The sequence below is a fragment of the Intestinimonas timonensis genome, assembly GCF_900626145.1.
Classification (GTDB): domain Bacteria; phylum Bacillota; class Clostridia; order Oscillospirales; family Oscillospiraceae; genus Intestinimonas; species Intestinimonas aquisgranensis.
In genome coordinates this window covers 1,519,217-1,538,482 of sequence record NZ_LR130817.1, presented here as the reverse complement: position 1 = coordinate 1,538,482, position 19,266 = coordinate 1,519,217, and the positions used below count along the sequence as shown (strand labels likewise).

Below are 19,266 nucleotides of genomic sequence, written 5' to 3'. Positions count from 1 at the left end.
GTTCCTTGAAACGTCGGCTGGGATGTAGCAGCCATCGGAGGCCATCTCTTTGCCGTCTATCAATTTCTGTTCCATGCAGCATCGGACAATTTCCAGAAAGATCTGTTGGAACAAGCTGCTCTCATTCCACTTGCGGACTCTTGTTTTGCTGAAGGTAGAATGATCCGGTATCTTTTCTCCAAGCTCAAAGCCACAAAACCAACGATAAGCAATGTTTAGCTGAATTTCCTGGACAAGCCGGCGTTCTGACTTGATGCCATAAAGGTATCCCACCAGCAGCATTTTAAACATACTAACAGGGTCAACAGATGGGCGGCCATTTGCAGGGTAATATGGCGCTACAAGATCGTAGATAAAGTCAAATGAAACCATCTGATTGATTTTCCGAAGTAAGTGATCGCGTGGAATTAATTCTGCTATATCCAGAATCACCATACTCTTCTGACCGCTTTGCCGTCCCATCATGCTCCATCCCTCCCTTATTTTAATTATACCATGGGAATGGGGTGTTTGGGACTTTTGTCAACAGGTCCAATTCTGGACAGTACCTGTGGACAGGGCATTTCGTGTCCCTCCTTTCGGTAATTGGTGGATGGGGTGGCGTTTTACCACCTCATTTGGGGCAGAAAAAAAGCAGGAGACCTTTTCAGATTTCCTGCTCGGTGTGCCGCTGTGTGGGCGGCGGGTATTTAGTTATAAAAGTTCGGGGCAAGTTGACCCGATGTGAAGTTGACAAACTGGATTTTATGGTGTTACATCGGTGTTCCTACTTCAATCAAATTACCGTCCAAATCATAAAAACGAATTACTTTTTGTCCCCAACTATGTGTCATAAGTTTATTAACATATTGAATTGAGGGATAAGACCGTTCCAGCTTTTCAACGAATGCTTCTATATCTTGTTCTTCAAAATATAATTCACAAGAATTACTTTTAGGGATAATATCCTTTCCTAAAAACTTTTTCCAAATTTTTTCGTCTTGAAGCACAAGTCCTTCCGTTAAAATCATGTTACCGTCATTGTCAAGTACCAAATCAAGACCGAACAGGTCATTGTAAAATCGTTTTGATTTCTCAATATCTTTAACAACAATTAAAAATGTTCTTTAGGGCTTGTTTGAAAAAAGGCGGAGATTGTGCTAAAGCAACAAAATAGCGCTGGAGGCAAGATACACAAAGGCTAGGAAGGAAGCATCCGACTTGTCATATCTGGTGGCGATTCTGCGAAACCACTTGATTTTCTGGAAAAAACACTCCACCAGATGGCGTTCTTTATACAGATGCCAGTCAACCGGCCAGGGATCGGAAACGTTGCTTTGCGGCGGGATCACATAGCTGGCCCCGTGCGCTGAGATATATTCCCGAATCGTCCGGGCACCATAGGCCCGGTCTGCCAGCACGGCACTCCCGCCGATTCTGACCTTTTTCAGCAGTTCAACAGCGTGAACCGAATCGTGGTCATTTCCAGCGGAGAGAAGGAACTCCACCGGGTTTCCCAGACCGTCTACGACAGCGTGGAGCTTTGTGTTCCACCCGCCTTTGGTACGGCCAACCGCCTTATCCGCCGTTTTTTTCCCCGCCATTTGCGCTTTCATGCACCTTTACGCAAGTGGAGTCCATGCTCAGGTTCTCCATATCCGCGTCCGCAGACCGTGTGTGGAATACCGCTTCCAGAGTGCCCTCATTCCGCCATTTGGCGAATCTTGCGTATATAGACTGCCAAGGACCATAGGTCGCCGGCAGCTCACGCCACTGCGCACCGCTCCGGACGATCCAGAGCATTCCGTTGAGCATGATCCGGTTATCCTTCCGGGGACGACCCCGCTTTCCCGTTTCTTCCGGTGGCAGCAGCGGCTTGATTCGTTCCCATTGTTCTTTTGTTAATTCATATCGTTTCATGCTCATAGCTTCGCATAACTTGGTTTCTTGTGCAACTTTTATTTTTCAAACAAGGCCTAATTTCATTGTCTAACACCTCTAAATAAATTCATATTTGTTGTCATCTTCATTATACTTCACTGCCTATCAAAAAGATAGCATATTTTATGAAACTTGTCGGCTGGGAACAGCTTGCAACGCAAGATGTCCCCAGATGGCAAGTCCACAAAAGGGTAGCTGGCGGCAGCCAGCGCAGGGGAAGCGTATCTTGCCTCCATCGCTATTTTGTTGCTTTAGCACAATCTCCGCCTTTTTTCAAACAAGCCCTAGCCATGAACTGGTGTGTTCCTCGGGGGCGCAGCTGGCCAGCAGCGGGCGGATGAAGGCAGACGACATTCGCATGACCGAAGAGGATGTGGTCTGCTGCGCCCTCCCTATGTTCCACACCTTTTGCATCAACTGCAACCTTCTGGCGTCGGCAGCGGCGGGGGCCTGTCTCATCCTGCCCCCGGACCGGCACAGCGAGACCAGGCTGACGTATATCGAGAGGTACCGGTGCACCATCCTCACTGCGGTACCCAGCGTCTACCTCACCCTGATCGCACGAACGGATCTCCGGCCGGAGCGGGTCGCCAGCCTGCGCTGCGGCATTGTGGGGGGCGCATACTGCTCCCCAGAACAGTTCCGCACCATCGAGGGCAAGCTGGGTATGACCCTGCTGCCCGGCCTGGGTCAATCCGAGGTGATCGCAGGCGTTACCATAGCGTCTCCGGAGGAGAGCCTGGAAGTCCGCTCCACCACGCTGGGGCACTTTGTGGACCGCCTGGAGGGACGGATCGTCGGGCATGAGGTGCCCATGGGGGAGGGGGACACCCAGGCCGGTGAGATCCAGGTCCGCGGCCCCATGGTCATGCTGGGATACTATGAAAACGGCAAAGTGGTGTCTGCTGTGGACGAGGACGGCTGGCTTCATACGGGGGACCTGGGCTGGCAGGACGCGGCGGGAAACATTCACTATGCCGGCCGGATCAAGGACATCATCATCCGCGGCGGCGAGAACATCATGCCCAGCGAGATCGAGGCCGTACTGTCCGGGGATGCACGGATCTCCTGCTGCAAAGCGGTGGGGATCCCGGACGACCACTATGGTGAGGTGCCGTGTATCTGCATCGTGCCCGGCAGCGGCGCCGCCTTGAGTGAAGCCCAGGTGCACAGCGCCATGTGTCAGCGTCTGGCGGCCTTCAAGGTACCGAAATTTATTCTGTTTTTTTCCAAGTTTCCTTATACAAATACAGGCAAGATCAACTGCAAAAAGGTTGCCGCCATTGCCAGGCAGACCATACTGGGATCTGCGCAATAGATACTGTTCGGGCTGATTTTTCAAGGGAGGATGACAGCCCGATCATGAGAATGTAAACAAAGTAAAAAGTGCGTAAATGTTGCAGAAAGCGTATTGAAAGGCCATTTTTTGAGTGCTATACTGCATCACGGTTCCTGGATAAAAAACCAAAACGATAAAGGAAGTTGGAACAGATGCAGAAACGGAAGAAGATCCTGGCCGGTGTTCTGGCCGGCACCCTGGCTCTGAGCGCATGCCCCTTCGCGCTGGCGGCCAGCTACAATGACAGCAGTGTGACAGGCGGCTCCGAGGAGTGGCAGGCCTGGGTGAGCGAGTGGGAGAGCGTGGCAACGGACTATACCAAGGTCTCCCTGACCCCCGGTGCTGACGAGACCCAGCTCAACTTCGCCTGGTACAGCAAGAGCGAGGACGGCAAGGCCGCCACGCCCGTGGTCCACTTCGGTACCGACAAGGACAATCTGACAGCCTTTACCGGCACCTCCGGTCAGGTGGACACCAGCCTCACCGACGGCGTGGCCTATGACTACAACCATGTGGTCGTCACCGGCCTGGAGCCCAACACCACCTACTATTACACCGTGGAGAAGAACGGTGTGCAGACCGAGGTCCAGGAATATAAGACCGGCAGCTTTGAGAGCGTCAAGATCCTCTATGTGGGCGATCCTCAGATCGGCGCCTCCAAGGGCCAGACCCAGGGCAGCGACACCCTGAAGGCCGATTCCGGCGCGGCCAACACCGCCGCCCGCAACGACGCCTTCGCCTGGAACCGCACCCTGGAGATCGCCTCCGCCCAGAACCCCGACCTGAACTTTGTGATCTCCGCCGGCGACCAGGTCAACAAGACCGGTCAGGCCAAGGAGGAGGAGTACGCAGGCTACCTGTCTGCCTCTGTGCTCTCCGGCCTGCCTGTGGCCACCACCATCGGCAACCACGACTCCCTGAATCCCGACTATACCTACCACTTCAACAACCCCAACACCACCGGCTATGGTGAGACGGAGGCCGGCGGCGACTACTATTACTCCTATGGCTCTGGCCTGTTCATCGTGCTCAATACCAACAACTACAATGTGGCCGAGCATGAGAAGACCATTCAGGAGGCTGTGGCCTCCGATCCCGACGCCGCCTGGCGCGTCGTGACCATCCACCAGGACATCTACGGCACCGGCCTGGATCACTCCGACACTGACGGCATGATCCTGCGCACCCAGCTCACTCCCATTTTTGACGAGTACGACATCGACGTGGTTCTCCAGGGCCACGACCACACTTACAGCCGCTCCAAGCTGCTCTACGGCGACGGTCAGACCCACGGCACCTACGAGTTCCGCCTGAATGAGGACGGCAGCGACTACGACTGGGACAACGCCTACAACACCCAGACCGATGAGAAGATCCCCCTGTATCCCGAGGAGGGCGACACCGCCGGTACCGCCGCTCATGACGCCTTCCAGGCCGACAACGGCTGCTACACCATTGAGGACACCACTGGCAACACCGTGGTCAACCCCAAGGGCGCCCTGTACATGACCGCCAACTCCGCCTCCGGCTCCAAGTTCTATGAGCTCATCGCCGCTCAGCAGGACTACATCGCCGCCCGGAGCCAGAACTGGCTGCCCTCCTACTCCGTCATCGAGATGGATGAGGACTCCTTCTCCATCGTCACCTACCAGGTGACCGCCGAGGGCAAGACCGAGGCCATTGACGATGCCTTCACCATCCAGAAGAGCGCGGCTGACCAGAATGACCAGACCGCTGAGGCCGATGTGGCCACCCTCGCCGCCGGCGGCGAGACCTATTACCGCCTGCGCGATGTGGCCGCCTCTGTAAACGGCAGCGACAGCCAGTTCAATGTGGCCTGGAATGACGGTGTGGTGGTTACCACCGGCGCCGCATACACCGACGCGGTGCCCGCCGCTGCTCCCACCGCCGGCGCCGCCGCCTCCCTGACCCTCACCGTGGACGGGGAGAGCGTCACCACCGACGCCATGCTGGCTGACGGCAACTACTATGTGACCGCCTCCTTCCTGGCCACCCTGAGTGTGTCCCTGGGCGCCTGATCAGACGGTACAGGTTGTGCAAGACATGGATTCCCGGCGGCATAGCCGCCGGGAATCTTTATGTTCAGACAGAAAGGCGGAACAGGACTTATGCTCAGAGCACGTTTTTTGCGGTGGGGAATCCCGCTGCTTCTTTTGGCGGTATTTGCGCTGTTTATCGTCCGCATCAACCAGGGTGAGCGGATCGCACTGGTCAACCGGGAGGGTCAGACCTTTGAAAAGGGCGTGGTGACCGAGATCCTTCAGGACAACCTCCAGCCCGACGGCTCCCGGGTGGGGGAGCAGCGGGTGGTGGTGCGCATGACCACCGGCGTTCGGGCGGGACAGGAGCTGGAGACCACCAGCTCCTCCGGCTTCCTCTTCGGCGCCGGCTGTACGGTGGGGATGCATGTCGTGGTCATGCAGAGCGTGGCGGGGGAGTCCACCATCACCAGCATCTATTCCCAGGACCGTGAGTGGATCATCTATGGCTTCGCGGCGGCCTATCTGTTGGTCCTCTGTCTGGTTGGTGGCAAGCAGGGGATTAAGGGTGCCCTGGGGCTGGTCTTCACCTTCTTCTGCATCCTGTTTGTGTATCTCCCGCTGGTGTATCAGGGCTGGTCGCCCTTTTGGGTGGCGGTGTTCATCTGTGTGGTCACCACCCTGGTCACTATGTACCTCATCGGCGGCCCCACCAAAAAGACGTTGGTCGCCACCGGCGGAACGGTGGCAGGGGTCATCATCGCCGGCATCGCCGCCACTGTCTTCAGTATGGCCACCGGTATCACGGGCTGGAATGTGTCGGATATCGAGAGCCTTTTGACCCTGGCCAGCACCAGTGGGGTCCAGGTGGGCGGACTTCTCTTCTCCGGACTGCTCATCTCCAGTCTGGGGGCTGTGATGGATGTGGCCATGTCCATCGGCAGCGCCATCGCTGAGCTCCACGCCCAGAACCCTGCCATCTCCCGCCGGGATCTGTTCAAAGCGGGAATGCATGTGGGCCGGGACATGATGGGCACCGACTCCAACACCCTGATCCTGGCCTTTGCCGGAGGCAGTATCTCCATGCTGGTGCTGGACTACGCCTACGCGCTGCCCTATCAGCAGATCATCAACTCCAACAACATCGGCATCGCCATCATGCAGGGGCTCTCCGGCAGCTTCGGCATCGTGCTGGCTGTGCCGGTCACTGTGGCCCTGGCCGTACTGCTCTATACCTGGCCCTCCCCTGTGGAAAGCCGGTGAACGTGTCGGCTCATGGGTGAACTTACGGCTGACAGGCCCTAAAACCGTACTGCTTTCGTGCAGAGCAGAGATTTTTCAGAAAACGGATTCCATGCTATACAAATTCGACCTGATCCGCTATAATCTATCCTGAAGAGATCTCCCCGCGGATGTGATCCGGCAGGGGAGCCCGCCACCGAGCGGGCGCCGCGGGATGGCGAAGGCCGTTCTGCGGCATTATTTTGGAGGGATGGATTTGTACACCATCAAAAGCTACATGTTCCCCCAGTCCCTGGAGGCGGCCTATGAGCTCCTCAGCCGGGACCCGAAGAACAACGCCATTCTGGGCGGCTGCTGCTGGCTGAAGATGGGCCGGCGGCGCCTGCGCACCGCCGTTGACCTCACTCAACTGGGGCTGGACCGGATCGAGGTCCGGGACGGCTGTGTGGAGATCGGCGCCTGCGTCACCCTGCGGCAGCTGGAGACGGCGCCGGAGCTCACCGGCCGCTTCGGCGGCATCCTGAGCCGCTGCGTGGAGCACATCGTGGGCGTCCAGTTCCGCAACTGCGCCACCGTGGGCGGCTCAGTCTACTCCCGGTTCGGCTTCTCCGACGTGACAGCGGCCCTGCTGGCCCTGGACGCCTCGGTGGTCCTCTACCGGCAGGGGGAGATCCCCCTGGCCGACTTCATGGCCATGCCCATCCACTTTGACGACATCCTGGTCAAGGTCCGGGTCCGGGACGACGGACGCACCGCCGCCTATGAGAGCCTGCGCCGCTCCACCACCGACCTGCCTCTGCTGGCAGTGGGAGTGAGCCGTCTGGACAACGAGTGGATCGTCTCCGTGGGCGCCCGTCCGGCCAGCGCCCGGCGGTCGGTGGAGGCCGCCGCCTGCCTGGCCGCCGGCGGCACTCCCGAGGAGGCCGGTGAGGCCGCCGCCCGGGAGCTGACCTTCGGCACGGACCTGCGGGCCGGGGCCGACTACCGCCGGGAGATGACCAAGGTGCTGGTCCGCCGGGCCGCTGAGGCCTGCGGGAAGGGAGGGAATCAGGCGTGAAGGTAAAGATCACCGTCAACGGAGAGGTGCTCAACAAGCACATCCCCAACGATATGATGCTGCTGGACTTCCTGCGGAAGTACGGCATTTACAGCGTGAAACGGGGATGCGACACCTCCAACTGCGGCCTGTGCACCGTCTGGGTGGAGGGGAGCCCCGTGCTCTCCTGCTCTTACCCCGCCGCCCGGGCCGACGGCAAGATCGTCACAACTCTGGAGGGCGTGCAGGAGGAGGCCCAGGCCTTCGCCCGCTTCCTGGTGGACGAGGGCGCCGAGCAGTGCGGCTATTGCAGCCCCGGCCTCATCATGACCGTGCTGGCCATGGGCCGGGAGCTGGACCACCCCACCGATGAGGAGGTCCGGCAGTACCTCTCCGGCAACCTCTGCCGCTGCACCGGCTACGCCGGGCAGATGCGGGCCATCCGGGCCTGGCTGGACGCCAGAGAGGAAAAGGAGGTCCAGGCATGCGCTATGTGAACAAGGCCGTCCCCAAGACCGACGGCATGACCCTCACCAGCGGCAAGGGTCTCTACACCGACGACCTGGCCCCCCGTGACTGCCTGGTGGTGAAGATTCTCCGCAGCCCCCACGCCTTTGCACGCATCAAGTCCATCCGGAAGGATTCGGCCAGCCGGGTAGCCGGCATCGCCTGCATCCTCACCTGGGAGGACGTGCCCAAGATCCGCTACACCCTGGCGGGCCAGTCCTACCCCGAGCCCAGCCCCTACGACCGGTACATCCTGGATCAGGTGGTGCGGTATGTGGGAGACCCGGTGGCCATTGTGGCCGGCCGGGATGAGGCCAGCGTGGACAAGGCCATGCGGATGATCCAAGTGAAGTACGAGGTGCTGGAGCCGGTCATCGACTTTGAAAAGGCCCTGGACAACCCCTCCGTGATCCATCCGGAGTCCGATTACCACACCAACTTCGACATTGGCGGCGACCCGTCCCGGAACCTGGTCTCCAGCGGCTGCGACGCCGACGGCGACGTGGAGGCCGCCCTGGCCGGGTGCGATGTGGTGGTGGACCGGACCTACTATACCAAGGCCAATGCCCAGGCCATGATGGAGACCTTCTCCACCTATACCTGGCTGGACCAGACGGGGCGGCTCAACGTCACCTCCTCCACCCAGGTGCCCTTCCACTGCCGCCGGATCATTGCCCACGCTCTGGGGCTGCCCCAGGGGGCGGTGCGGGTGACCAAGCCCCGGATCGGCGGCGGCTTCGGTGCCAAGCAGACCCTGGTGAGCGAGCTCTTCCCCGCCCTGGTGACCCTGCGCACCGGCCGGCCGGCCAAGATTGTCTACACCCGCCGGGAGGTCTTCCAGGCCTCCAACAGCCGCCACCAGATGCGGGTCCACGTCCGGGTGGGCGCCATGCGGGACGGTACCATAAAGGCGGTGGACATGCACGCCCTTTCCAACGCCGGCGCCTACGGTGAGCATGCCTCTACCACCGTGGGTCTGGTGGGACATAAAAATATCCCTCTCTACGCCAAGGATGCCGCCTTCCGCTTCACCTACGATGTGGTCTACACCAACACCATGGCGGCGGGGGCCTACCGCGGCTACGGCGCCACCCAGGGCTGCTTCGCCATGGAGTCGGCTGTCAATGAGCTGGCCGCCGAGCTGGGCATGGACCCGGCTCAACTGCGGCTCAAAAACCTGCCCCAGCAGGGCATGAATATGCCGGCCTACTACAACGAGCCCCTGAGCAGCTCCAGCCTGCCCCAGTGCATCCAGCGGGGCATGGAGATGATTGGCTGGGCGGAGAAGTACCCCAGCGTCCGGGTGGACGACCGGCACGTCCGGGGCGTGGGCATGGCCATCACCATGCAGGGCTCCGGTATCTCCGCTGTGGATACGGCCACTGTTACCATCAAGCTCAACGATGACGGCTTCTATACCCTGATGATCGGCGCCACCGACATGGGCACCGGCTGTGATACCATCCTGGCCCAGATGGCCGCCGAGGTGCTGGAATGCCCCATGGAGTGGATCAGCGTGGCCCCCATCGACACCGACTACTCCCCCTATGATACCGGCTCCTACGCCTCCAGCACTACCTATGTCACCGGCACCGCCGTGGTGAAGGCCTGCACTGAGCTGGTGGAGAAGATCACCAACGAGGGCGCCCGCCGGCTGGGCATCCACCCCGATCGTGCCCGGTTCGACGGCCAGGCGGTCTATGACCATACCAATCCGGACACCCGGATCACCCTGGCCAAGCTGGGACAGGACCTGGTGGTGGGGCCGGGAGCCCAGTGGCTCACCGCCACCGCCACCCACTGCAGCCCCACCTCTCCGCCGCCGCTGATGGCGGGCTTTGCCGAGGTGGAGGCCGACCTGGAGACCGGCGAGGTAAAGGTGGTGGACTATGTGGGCGTGGTGGACTGCGGCACCGTGGTCAACAAGAACCTGGCCCGCATCCAGGCCGAGGGCGGCATTGCCCAGGGCATCGGCATGGCCCTTTTTGAGGACGTGTGCTATGATGGCCGGGGCATGATGGCCAACAACTCCTTCATGCAGTACAAGATCCCCAGCCGCACCGATCTGCCCCAGATCCGGGTGGAGTTTGAGGAGAGCTATGAGCCCAACGGGCCCTTCGGCGCCAAGTCCATCGGTGAGGTGGTCATCAATACGCCCGCTCCCGCCGTGGCCCAGGCCATCCGCAATGCCACGGGGGTCCAGGTCCGGGATCTCCCCATCACGGCGGAGAAACTGGTCCAGGGCATGGCACAGAATCGAAAAGAAAACATTTAAATGAAAAGGCCGGCCGCTGCTCTCTGAACCGCCCCAAATTGTGCGGACAGCACAAAAAGGCCTCAATGTAGGGAAATATGAAGTTTTAAGCGGAGTGGTGCAGCGTGAGCGGCGCCACTCCAGTTTTTAGCTGGATGCGCTCGTGGTTGTAAAAATTGATATAGCGGTCAATCATCTCATTGGCCTCACAGAATGAGGCCGGTTTATGGCGGTAGATACACTCTGTCTTGAGGATGGAAAAGAAATTTTCCGCCATAGCGTTGTCGTAACAGTTTCCGCGTCTTGACATGGAAGGCGTAATGCCATAAGATTTTGTCAGGTCGAAGTATGCTTGCGAGGTGTACTGGAACCCCTGGTCGCTGTGGAGCTGCAACTCCGCAGCGGCCCTCTTTTTCTCCTTGCGCATGGCCAGGCGAATGGTGTCCAGCACCAGGTTGACTGTCTGCTTTGTGCCGGTCTTGTAGGCAACAATGCTGTTGTCGTAAAGGTCCCGGATCATGGACAGGTACAATACGCCCTGCTTGGTGTGGATGTAGGAGATGTCCGTCACCCATTTGCTGTTGGGCCTGTTCGCATAAAACTCCCTATTCAGCAGATTCTTGTACTTGTGGACTTGCTGCCCCATCTGCTGCCATTTTCTGCGTCTCCGGATCTCCGCAAGCAAACCATATTTCTCCATGATACGCAGGATGGTCTTGGGATTACGGTGGATGCCTCGCTTCTTCAGCACCAGCCACATTCTGCGGTAGCCATACGTACGAAAGCTGCGCTCTCGCTGTTCCGCGATGATTTCTGCAAGGGCCGCGTCTTTCTCCGGCCTGCCCAAACGATGGACGAAATCATAGTATCCGCTGCGGGATACCTGAAAGAAGCGACACATAACGGTTACCGGATATTCGTTTCTGTGCCGGTAGATTACTGCGTATTTTGCCCTTGGCCTCACTTCCTTCCTGTGGAGCGCAGAAAATCCCGCAACAGCTCGTTTTCCATCTTTAGCCGTTTGTTCTCATACTTGTACTCCGCCAGTGTTTTTGCGGGTTTACGCCCCCGCGCTTTTGGAAGGACAGGCTCCTTTAGCCAGCACTGAATAGCCCACCGGCTGATCCCATACTCCCGACATAAAGCACGCTGGCTTTCTCCTCCACGGATTCGTGACACCACTTCTTCTCGTATCCCTACCGGATACTTTTTCATCCCTTTTTTTCCGGACATAGCAAGACCCCCTAATGTAGCTTTATTTTCCTACATTAGGGGGCCTTTTGTCTATTGTCCGGTTTTACTGGAGCTGTTCACTCGCAGCGGCCGGCCTTTTTTTGTTTTCTGCTGCCGCTGCGGTCGTGTCCAAGAAAGTGGTTGACAATGGTCCGAAATCATACTATTATACCGTATAGTACGATTTCGGACGATAAGGGGGAAGAGGCATGGAAAGAAATGCCGCCATCAAGCGGTATAATCACCTGCTGGGGGAGCTGGAGGGCGTCTATCATGACGCCTCGCTGCTGCTGGGCATGTCGGACAGCGTGTCCCAGATCCTCTATACCATCTGCGTCAGCGGCGGACGCTGCCTGCTCCATGAGATCTGCCGGCAGTGCGGGCTGAGCAAGCAGACGGTGAACTCGGCGGTGCGGAAGCTGGAGAAGGAGGGGATGATTTATCTGGAGGCGGTGGACGGCAAGGCCAAGCGGGTCTGTCTGACGGCGGCGGGGGAGGCCTATGCCGCCGGTACCGCCCAGGAAATCATCCGGATGGAGAACGAGATTCTGGACACCTGGACTGCGGAGGAAGTGGAGCAGTATGTGGCCCTGACGGAGCGCTTCCTGGTGGACATGCGGGCGCGGGTGGAGGAGCTGCGGGGACGGAAGGCGAGGGAGTGGAACGTATGACCCGGCTTTCCGACCACTTTACCTGCCGGCGCCTGCTGCGTTTTACCTTCCCATCCATTGTAATGCTGGTGTTCACTTCCATCTACGGTGTGGTGGATGGCTTTTTTGTCTCCAACTATGTGGGCAAGACCCCCTTTGCGGCTGTCAACTTCATTATGCCGTTCCTGCTGGTTCTGGGGTGCGTGGGATTCATGTTCGGCACCGGCGGCGGCGCCCTGATCGCCAAGACCCTGGGGGAGGGGGACCGGGGAAAAGCCAACCGGATCTTTTCCATGCTGGTGTGGGTTTCCGCCCTTTGCGGCGTGGGGCTGGCCATTCTGGGTCAACTGCTTCTGGTGCCCGTGGCCGCCCTGCTGGGGGCGGAGGGGGAGATGCTGGCGGACAGTGTGACCTATGGGCGCATCATCCTGCTGGCCATCCCTGCCTACGTTCTCCAGTATGAGTTCCAGTGCCTGTTTGCCACGGCGGAAAAGCCCAAGCTGGGCCTGGCTGTGACGGTGGCGGCGGGGATGACCAATGTGGTGCTGGACGCTCTGTTTGTGGTGGGGCTATCCTGGGGACTGGAGGGAGCGGCGGCCGCCACCGCTGTGAGTCAGTGTGTGGGCGGGCTTGCTGCCGCTGCTCTACTTCAGCCGCCCCAATCGGAGCCTGCTCCGCCTGACCCGGGCGGGGGTGGACTGGCGGGCGCTGCGCAAGGCCTGTACCAACGGCTCCTCCGAGTTTTTGTCCAACATCTCCATGTCTGTGGTGGGGATGCTCTACAACTTCCAGCTCCTGCGCTACGCCGGTGAGGATGGCATTGCCGCCTATGGCGTTCTGATGTACGTCAGCCTCATTTTTCAGGCGGCCTTCCTGGGCTATTCCGTGGGAACGGCACCAGTGATCAGCTATCACGACGGAGCGGGACACTACGAAGAGCTCCGGGGACTCCTGCGGCGGAGCCTGGGCATCGTAGGCGTTTTCGCTCTGCTCATGTTCGCCGCGGCAGAGCTGCTGGCACTGCCGTTATCACGATTGTTTGTGGGATATGACCAGGCCCTTCTGGCCCTCACACTGCGGGAGTTCCGGCTCTACTCCTTTTCCTTCCTCTTCTCGGGACTGGCCATTTTCGGCTCTTCCTTCTTCACCGCGCTGAACGACGGTCTGGTCTCCGCACTCATCTCTTTTATGAGGACCCTGGTCTTTCAGGTGGTGGCGGTGCTGCTGCTCCCCCTGCTCTGGGGCCTGGACGGCATCTGGGCGGCCACTGCGGCGGCAGAGTTGCTGGCCGTGGCGGTGACCGTTGCCTTCCTGGTGGGAAAGCGGAAGAAATACCACTATTAAACTGTCCGATTGGGCAGACACGGAAAAAGCAAGGGGACGCTCCGGTACATCCGGAGCGTCCCCTTGTTCATATAGGGAGGGGCGGCCCAAAATGGACCGCCCCTCCAGGAAACAGAAATGAAATGCTTACAGCTTGTAGCAGACCTTGCCGGGGTTGAGGATCAGGTTGGGGTCGAAGACCTTCTTGATCTCTTCCATCAGCTTCATGTTGGTCTCGCCCACACTGCGGGCCAGGTAATCGATCTGCCCATGCCGATGCCGTGCTCGCCGGAGACCAGACCGCCCATCTCGGTGGCCTTGTCATAGATGTGGGTCATGAAGTCGTCGACCTGCTTCTTGAACTCATCCAGCTCCATGTCGTTGGCGCAGGTGTAGATGTGCAGGTTGCCGTCGCCGGCGTGGCCGAAGCTCTTGACCTTGAAGCCATAGTTGGGCTCGATGCTCTTGAAATAGCCCACGAAGTCGGCGATGCGGCTCACGGGGACGACCACGTCGCACTCGTCCAGCAGCTTGGTCTGCTCCTCGATGCCCTCGAGGAAGGAGGAACGGGCAGCCCAGGCGTCCTTCATCTTGGCGGGGGTGTCGGCCACCAGCACGTCCATAGCGCCGGCCTCAAGGACCAGCTCAGCAGCCTGCTCCACGATGGCGTCGATCTCGTCCTGGGTGTTGCCGTCGAAGGTCACCAGCAGGTAGGCACCTACGTCGGTACCGCCCACGTTGCGGGGGAACACGGCCTTGCCCAGATACTCCTCGGAGGAGATAAGGATCTCTCTCTCGAAGAACTCCAGAGCCTGAGGATTCATGTGGTTCTTCTTGAACTTGGGCACGGTGGCAATGGCCTCGTCCAGGTTCTCGTAGGGGACGATCAGGCTGACGGTGACCTTGGGAGCGGGGATGAGCTTCAGGGTGAGCTCGGTGATGATGCCAAGGGTACCCTCGGAGCCGATCATCAGGTTCAGCAGGGAGTAGCCGGAAGAGGTCTTGGACACGTTGGAGCCGAAGTGGACGATCTCACCGGAGGGGAGGACCACGGTCATGGCGGACACGTAGTCGCGGGTGGCGCCGTACTTCACGGCGCGCATGCCGCCGGCGTTGGTGGAGACGTTGCCGCCCAGGGTGGCGAACTTCTCACCGGGATCGGGGGGATACAGGAGACCCTGCTTCAAGGCGTCCTCGGCCAGGTCGTTGAGCAGCACGCCGGGCTGCACACGGACCACGAAGTTATCGGTGTCGTAGCCCAGGATCTGCTTCATCTTGGTGGTGCAGATGACAACGCCGCCGGCGATGGGGGTGCAGGCGCCGGCCAGGCCAGTGCCGGCGCCACGGCAGGTGACGGGGATGTGGTTCTCGTTGCAGATCTTCATGACGGCGGAGACTTCCTCTGTGCTCATGACATCGATGGCCACATCGGGCATCCGGGTGCCATAGATGGGCATCTCATCGCGGGCGTAGTCGGCGTTGACGTCGGCGCCAACGTAGACGCGCTCGGGGGCGACGGCCTTGATCTTCTCAATGATTTCGGGCGTGAGCTGATTGTACTGAGCCATGATCATTTACCTCCTAAAATCTTTCAGGATGTTAATATGTATCTCTATGAAGTGGTTATCTTCAGGGCTCTACGATGACGGAAATGCCGTTGGGGATGATGACCAGGTGGGCATCCTTACCCTTGGCTTCGCGAGCACGATCCAGAGCGGTGTCCAGATCGGGGGCGTACTCCAGCTTCATCTCCTCGATGGTCTTCTGCATGGCGGGCTCGGAGACGAAGATGATGCGGTGCTTGAGCATCATACGGCAGAGGATCTGGTACTCCCACTGGTCGGGATCGGTCTTGTCCATGGGGGTGGCCAAGATGCGCTCCATCAGGTGCTCCAGGGTGTCGCAGTCGGCCAGGGCGTGATAGAAGCTGTCACCGCCGGTGCCGTCGTTGCAGCGGGTGGAGATGATGAGCACGGCGCCGGGAGCGGCGGCCGCCTCGGCGGCGGTCAGGCCCTTCACGGACTGATACATGTTCTGATCCAGGGGAGCGCCGCCATTGGAGGTGATGACGATATCACCCTTCTTCTCAGGCTTGACGCGGCAGTAGCCCTTCAGAAAGGCGCAGCCGGTCTCATGGGCCTGGAAGGGATCGCCGGCAAAGGCAGCGGCAACGTGCTTCTCTTCGTCGATCACCACGTTGACGATGTACTGCAGCTTGGCCAGCTTGGCGGCAGCGACCATGTCGTTGTGGAGGGGGTTGCCCTCCAGAATGCCGGTGCGGGCGCAGGGGGAATCAATGAACTTGGAGCAGTGGTTGCCCAGCACGGTGACCTGGTCGCACACGCCGGGGAGCACGCTCTTGCGGCCGCCGGAGAAGCCGGCGAAGAAGTGGGGCTCAATGAAGCCCTCGGCCACCAGCAGATCGGTCTCAGCGGCCACCTTGTCGATGACCAGCTTGGCGCCGGAGGGGAGGACGCCGATCTCCACGTTGGTGTCGGGGTTGCGGCTGTCGTGGCAGACGAACTTTTCCTCGTTGGCGATCTTCTCGCCGACCTTGTTCACCAGCTCCTCATGAGTGGTGGGGCGGTGGAAGCCAGTGGCGATGAGCAGAGTGATGTCGATGTCGGGGTTGCCCTCCCGCAGCTCGGCGAGCATGAAGGGGAGGATGTGCTTGCTGGGCACCGGGCGGGTGTGATCGCTGATAATGATGGTGGCGGTCTTCTTGCCCTTGGCCAGCTCGGAGAGTTTGGCCGAGCCGATGGGATTGGCCATCGCCTTTTTGACGATGTCATCCTCGCTGCCTTCAGCCTTCAGGGTCCCGATGGCGGACTCCAGGACTTCTGCCCCGGTCACATCCCGGCTGAGCTCCAGACCGGTGGTGCCAAAGGGGATTCGCATGTTGATCCCTCCATTTCAAATTTCGATGCGCTGAGCACCGCAACACGGTAAAACCAACTTTCTTAATTGGTCCTACCTATTTCCTGCATATAAGTTTAGCACAATACCGCTGAGATGCAAGGCTTTTTAAACAATTTTCTAACGATTCTCCATTCCGCACAATTTGCACTACCAATATTCGGCACTTTGTAGGAAAATGAGGTCTTGGGCAAAAATGCTCTGGACAATGTGCTTACAAAGAGCTAAAATAACTATGAAAATTGGTGGAACCAATGAAAAAACACCTGGCTAACAGGCAAAAATGAGGTTGAGCACGCAAAATTGGTAGCACCAATGCTGCCGGAAAGAGGAGTGATAAGTTGTGGGAGAGATCGTACTAAAAGGTGTGTTGTCGCTGCTGCCCATCATCTGGCTGATCGTGGCACTGACCGGGCTGAAGATGGCCGGCCACAAGGCTTGTGTGGGCGCTCTGATCATCACTATTGTGGAGTCCCTGTTCCTGTGGAAGATGCCGGCTGTGGACTGCGCCACCTCTGCGCTGGAGGGCTTTGCTTCCGCGCTGTGGCCCATCATCCTGGTCATCATCGCCGCTATCTTTACTTATAATCTGTCTTTGAAGACGGGCGCCATGGACGTTATCAAGCAGATGCTCACCGGCGTTTCTGCCGATAAGCGTGTGCTGGTGCTCCTCATCGGCTGGTGCTTCGGCGGCTTCATGGAGGGTATGGCCGGCTTCGGTACCGCCATCGCCATCCCCGCCAGCATGCTGGCCGGCATGGGCATGAACCCCATCACCGCCTGCCTGGTGTGCATGCTCGCCAACGCCTTCCCCACCGCCTTTGGTTCCGTGGGTATCCCCACTGTGACCCTGGCCAACGTGACCGGCCTTGATCCCGTGCCCCTGGCCTTCACCACTGTGGTGCAGATGATTCCCTTCATGATCCTGGTGCCCTTCCTCATGGTCATCGTGGGCGGCGGCGGCGTCAAGGCCCTGAAGGGCATGGTGGGTATCACCCTGGTCTCCGGTGTCTCCTTCGTGGTGCCTCAGCTCATCGTGGCCAAGTTCACCGGTCCTGAGCTGGCCGTCATCGTGGGCTGCGTGGTCAGCCTAGGCTGCACCATCTTCATGGCTCGTGCCCGGAAGGGGAAGGAAGTTCCCGCTGAGTACAACATGAGCGCCGGCAACACCAATGCTCAGGCCATTGACGGGCATAAGGCTCTGGTGTCCTGGCTGCCCTTTATCCTCATTTTTGTTCTGCTGCTGGTCACCTCCAAGCTGGTTCCCCCCATTAACAACGCCCTGGCTGTGTTCTCCAGCTCCATCAAAATCAGCACCTCCGCCAATGCCGGCAATGCCTCCTTCAGCTGGATCAACACCCCCGGCATCTGGATCTTCGTGGCGGCCATCATCGGCGGCTTCGTTCAGAAGGCTACGCCTAAGATGATGATCGACACTCTGGTTGCCACCGTGAAGCAGATGTCCAAGACCATTATCACCATTATGTCGGTGCTGGCGGTGGCCAAGATCATGACCTACTGCGGCATGATCAACGATATGGCTGTCTTCTTCGTGTCCATCACCGGTAACTTCTATCCCTTCGTGGCTCCCATCATCGCGGCTCTGGGCGCCTTCATCACCGGCAGTGGTACCAGCACCGAGGTGCTGCTGGGCAGCCTGCAGACCGCCGCCGCCGAGCAGATTGGTACCTCTCCCTTCTGGCTGGCCGCCGCCAACTCTACCGGCGCCGGTATCGGCAAGATCCTCTCCCCCCAGTGCATCGCCACCGCCGCTGCGGCCGTGGGTCTGGTGGGTCAGGATTCCAAGCTCCTGGGCGGCATCATCAAGTGGGCGCTCCTGGAGCTGGTCATCGCCTGCCTGATCGTGGGTCTCCTGGGCGGTATCGTGGTTCCCATCCTGGGCGTCTGATTCCAGTCTGTCCTATCTCCGAAAAACCCCCGCGCCGTTTGAGCGGCGCGGGGGTTTTTTCTGCAGGCGGACGCCGTTGCCAAGGGGCTGTGGGACATGGTATACTGCTCACAGAAGCGGTGGGCGGCATTTTAATGACTTCTTAAGAAACTTGCCTGCCGGACCTTAAAAAAGCCGTGTTATTCTGACCATGAAAGCGGAGGAGTGAGCCCTTTTGTATCATATTCTGATCTGTGACGACGACCGGGATATCGTCTCGGCCCTGGACATTTACCTTACCAGCGACGGCTATCAGACCTACCATGCCTACAACGGGATCGAGGCTCTGAAAGTGGTGAAGGAACACGAGATCCACCTCATCCTCATGGATATCATGATGCCGGAGATGGACGGTATCCGGGCCACCGCCAAGCTGCGGGAGACGGAGAACATCCCCATCATCTTCCTCACCGCCAAGAGCGAGGACGCCGACAAGATCCTGGGGCTGAACATCGGGGCAGACGACTATGTGACCAAGCCCTTTAACCCCATTGAGGTGCTGGCCCGGGTAAAGAGCCAGCTGCGGCGGTACACTACCCTGGGCGGCCAGCAGAAGGCGGAGGACGCCCCCCAGGTCCTCCGCAATGGAGGCATCGCCATCGACGACGGGGCCAAATCCGTGACAGTGGACGGAGAGGGTGTCAACCTGACCCCCATTGAGTACAACATTCTGCTGCTCCTGATGAAGCACCCGGGGCGGGTCTTTTCCACCAGCCAGATTTATGAGCGGGTGTGGAACGACCCCTCCCTGGGCTCGGAGAATACGGTGGCGGTGCACATCCGGCACCTGCGGGAAAAGCTGGAGATCGATCCGGCCAACCCCCGGTACATCAAGGTGGTGTGGGGGCTGGGCTACAAGATGGAGAAGGCGTGAGCCTTCTCTCTGAGGGAGGACAGT

General features: G+C 59.2%; 13 protein-coding genes and 4 pseudogenes. 10 read left to right on the top strand and 7 right to left on the bottom strand.

The genetic code is table 11. From position 1 onward, the window contains the following. Positions 1–144 precede the first annotated feature (144 nt). The 3 genes and pseudogenes from E0E29_RS19035 to E0E29_RS14305 all read right to left on the bottom strand — a co-directional run. Positions 145–435, bottom strand: a pseudogene (locus E0E29_RS19035) (transposase); the annotation flags it as partial. A gap of 317 nt (positions 436–752) precedes the next feature. Next, complete coding sequence (locus tag E0E29_RS14310) at positions 753–1,094, bottom strand: VOC family protein (protein WP_130850414.1); 342 nt, start codon at positions 1,092–1,094, stop codon at positions 753–755. A gap of 45 nt (positions 1,095–1,139) precedes the next feature. Further along, positions 1,140–1,905: pseudogene (locus E0E29_RS14305) on the bottom strand (IS5 family transposase). A gap of 352 nt (positions 1,906–2,257) precedes the next feature. On the opposite strand from E0E29_RS14305, the gene E0E29_RS14300 reads away from it, so the two are divergent. From E0E29_RS14300 to E0E29_RS14275, 6 genes are all read left to right on the top strand, one after another. Continuing rightward, positions 2,258–3,238 carry a class I adenylate-forming enzyme family protein gene (locus tag E0E29_RS14300; RefSeq protein ID WP_165449917.1) on the top strand — a complete coding sequence of 327 codons (981 nt, stop codon included), beginning with the start codon at positions 2,258–2,260 and terminating at the stop codon, positions 3,236–3,238. A 173-nt stretch (positions 3,239–3,411) separates the two neighbouring features. After that, complete coding sequence (locus tag E0E29_RS14295) at positions 3,412–5,298, top strand: purple acid phosphatase family protein (protein WP_130850412.1); 1,887 nt, start codon at positions 3,412–3,414, stop codon at positions 5,296–5,298. 90 nt (positions 5,299–5,388) lie between these two features. Continuing rightward, complete coding sequence (locus E0E29_RS14290; RefSeq protein ID WP_242622515.1) at positions 5,389–6,522, top strand: YibE/F family protein; 1,134 nt, start codon at positions 5,389–5,391, stop codon at positions 6,520–6,522. Between the two features lie 235 nt (positions 6,523–6,757). Beyond that, positions 6,758–7,558, top strand: a complete 801-nt coding sequence (locus tag E0E29_RS14285) for an FAD binding domain-containing protein (RefSeq protein WP_130850410.1) — start codon at positions 6,758–6,760, stop codon at positions 7,556–7,558. After that, a complete protein-coding gene (locus E0E29_RS14280; protein WP_130850409.1) occupies positions 7,555–8,034 on the top strand; it encodes a (2Fe-2S)-binding protein in 480 nt (159 codons plus the stop codon). Before E0E29_RS14285 ends, E0E29_RS14280 begins: the two co-directional genes overlap by 4 nt. Further along, complete coding sequence (locus tag E0E29_RS14275) at positions 8,022–10,319, top strand: xanthine dehydrogenase family protein molybdopterin-binding subunit (protein ID WP_130850408.1); 2,298 nt, start codon at positions 8,022–8,024, stop codon at positions 10,317–10,319. The genes E0E29_RS14280 and E0E29_RS14275 overlap by 13 nt, the downstream gene beginning before the upstream one ends. A gap of 85 nt (positions 10,320–10,404) precedes the next feature. On the opposite strand, the gene E0E29_RS14270 is transcribed toward E0E29_RS14275, so the two are convergent. Both E0E29_RS14270 and E0E29_RS14265 read right to left on the bottom strand, forming a co-directional pair. Beyond that, the gene (locus E0E29_RS14270; protein ID WP_130850407.1) at positions 10,405–11,262 is read right to left on the bottom strand and encodes an IS3 family transposase; all 858 of its coding nucleotides are present in this window, start codon (positions 11,260–11,262) and stop codon (positions 10,405–10,407) included. Further along, positions 11,259–11,531 (bottom strand): hypothetical protein, encoded by a 273-nt coding sequence (locus tag E0E29_RS14265; protein ID WP_080907005.1) that lies wholly within the window; start codon positions 11,529–11,531, stop codon positions 11,259–11,261. Before E0E29_RS14265 ends, E0E29_RS14270 begins: the two co-directional genes overlap by 4 nt. 209 nt (positions 11,532–11,740) lie before the next feature. Between E0E29_RS14265 and E0E29_RS14260 the strand changes: the two genes are divergently transcribed. After that, the gene (locus E0E29_RS14260) at positions 11,741–12,202 is read left to right on the top strand and encodes a MarR family winged helix-turn-helix transcriptional regulator (protein WP_130850406.1); all 462 of its coding nucleotides are present in this window, start codon (positions 11,741–11,743) and stop codon (positions 12,200–12,202) included. Continuing rightward, a pseudogene (locus E0E29_RS14255) lies at positions 12,199–13,525 on the top strand (MATE family efflux transporter). Before E0E29_RS14260 ends, E0E29_RS14255 begins: the two are co-directional and overlap by 4 nt. Before the next feature lie 126 nt (positions 13,526–13,651). Here E0E29_RS14255 and E0E29_RS14250 read toward each other — a convergent pair. Both E0E29_RS14250 and larA read right to left on the bottom strand, forming a co-directional pair. Next, a pseudogene (locus E0E29_RS14250) lies at positions 13,652–15,072 on the bottom strand (FAD-binding oxidoreductase). 61 nt (positions 15,073–15,133) lie between these two features. Then, the gene (larA, locus tag E0E29_RS14245) at positions 15,134–16,402 is read right to left on the bottom strand and encodes a nickel-dependent lactate racemase (RefSeq protein ID WP_341273113.1); all 1,269 of its coding nucleotides are present in this window, start codon (positions 16,400–16,402) and stop codon (positions 15,134–15,136) included. Positions 16,403–16,763: 361 nt separating this feature from the next. Here larA and E0E29_RS14240 point away from each other — a divergent pair, with 361 nt between their 5' ends. Continuing rightward, positions 16,764–18,329: an L-lactate permease gene (locus E0E29_RS14240; RefSeq protein ID WP_341273112.1), complete on the top strand. Its 1,566-nt coding sequence runs from the start codon at positions 16,764–16,766 to the stop codon at positions 18,327–18,329. Positions 18,330–18,543: 214 nt separating this feature from the next. Further along, a complete protein-coding gene (locus E0E29_RS14235) occupies positions 18,544–19,242 on the top strand; it encodes a response regulator transcription factor (RefSeq protein ID WP_130850404.1) in 699 nt (232 codons plus the stop codon). The last annotated feature ends 24 nt before the right edge of the window (positions 19,243–19,266 follow it).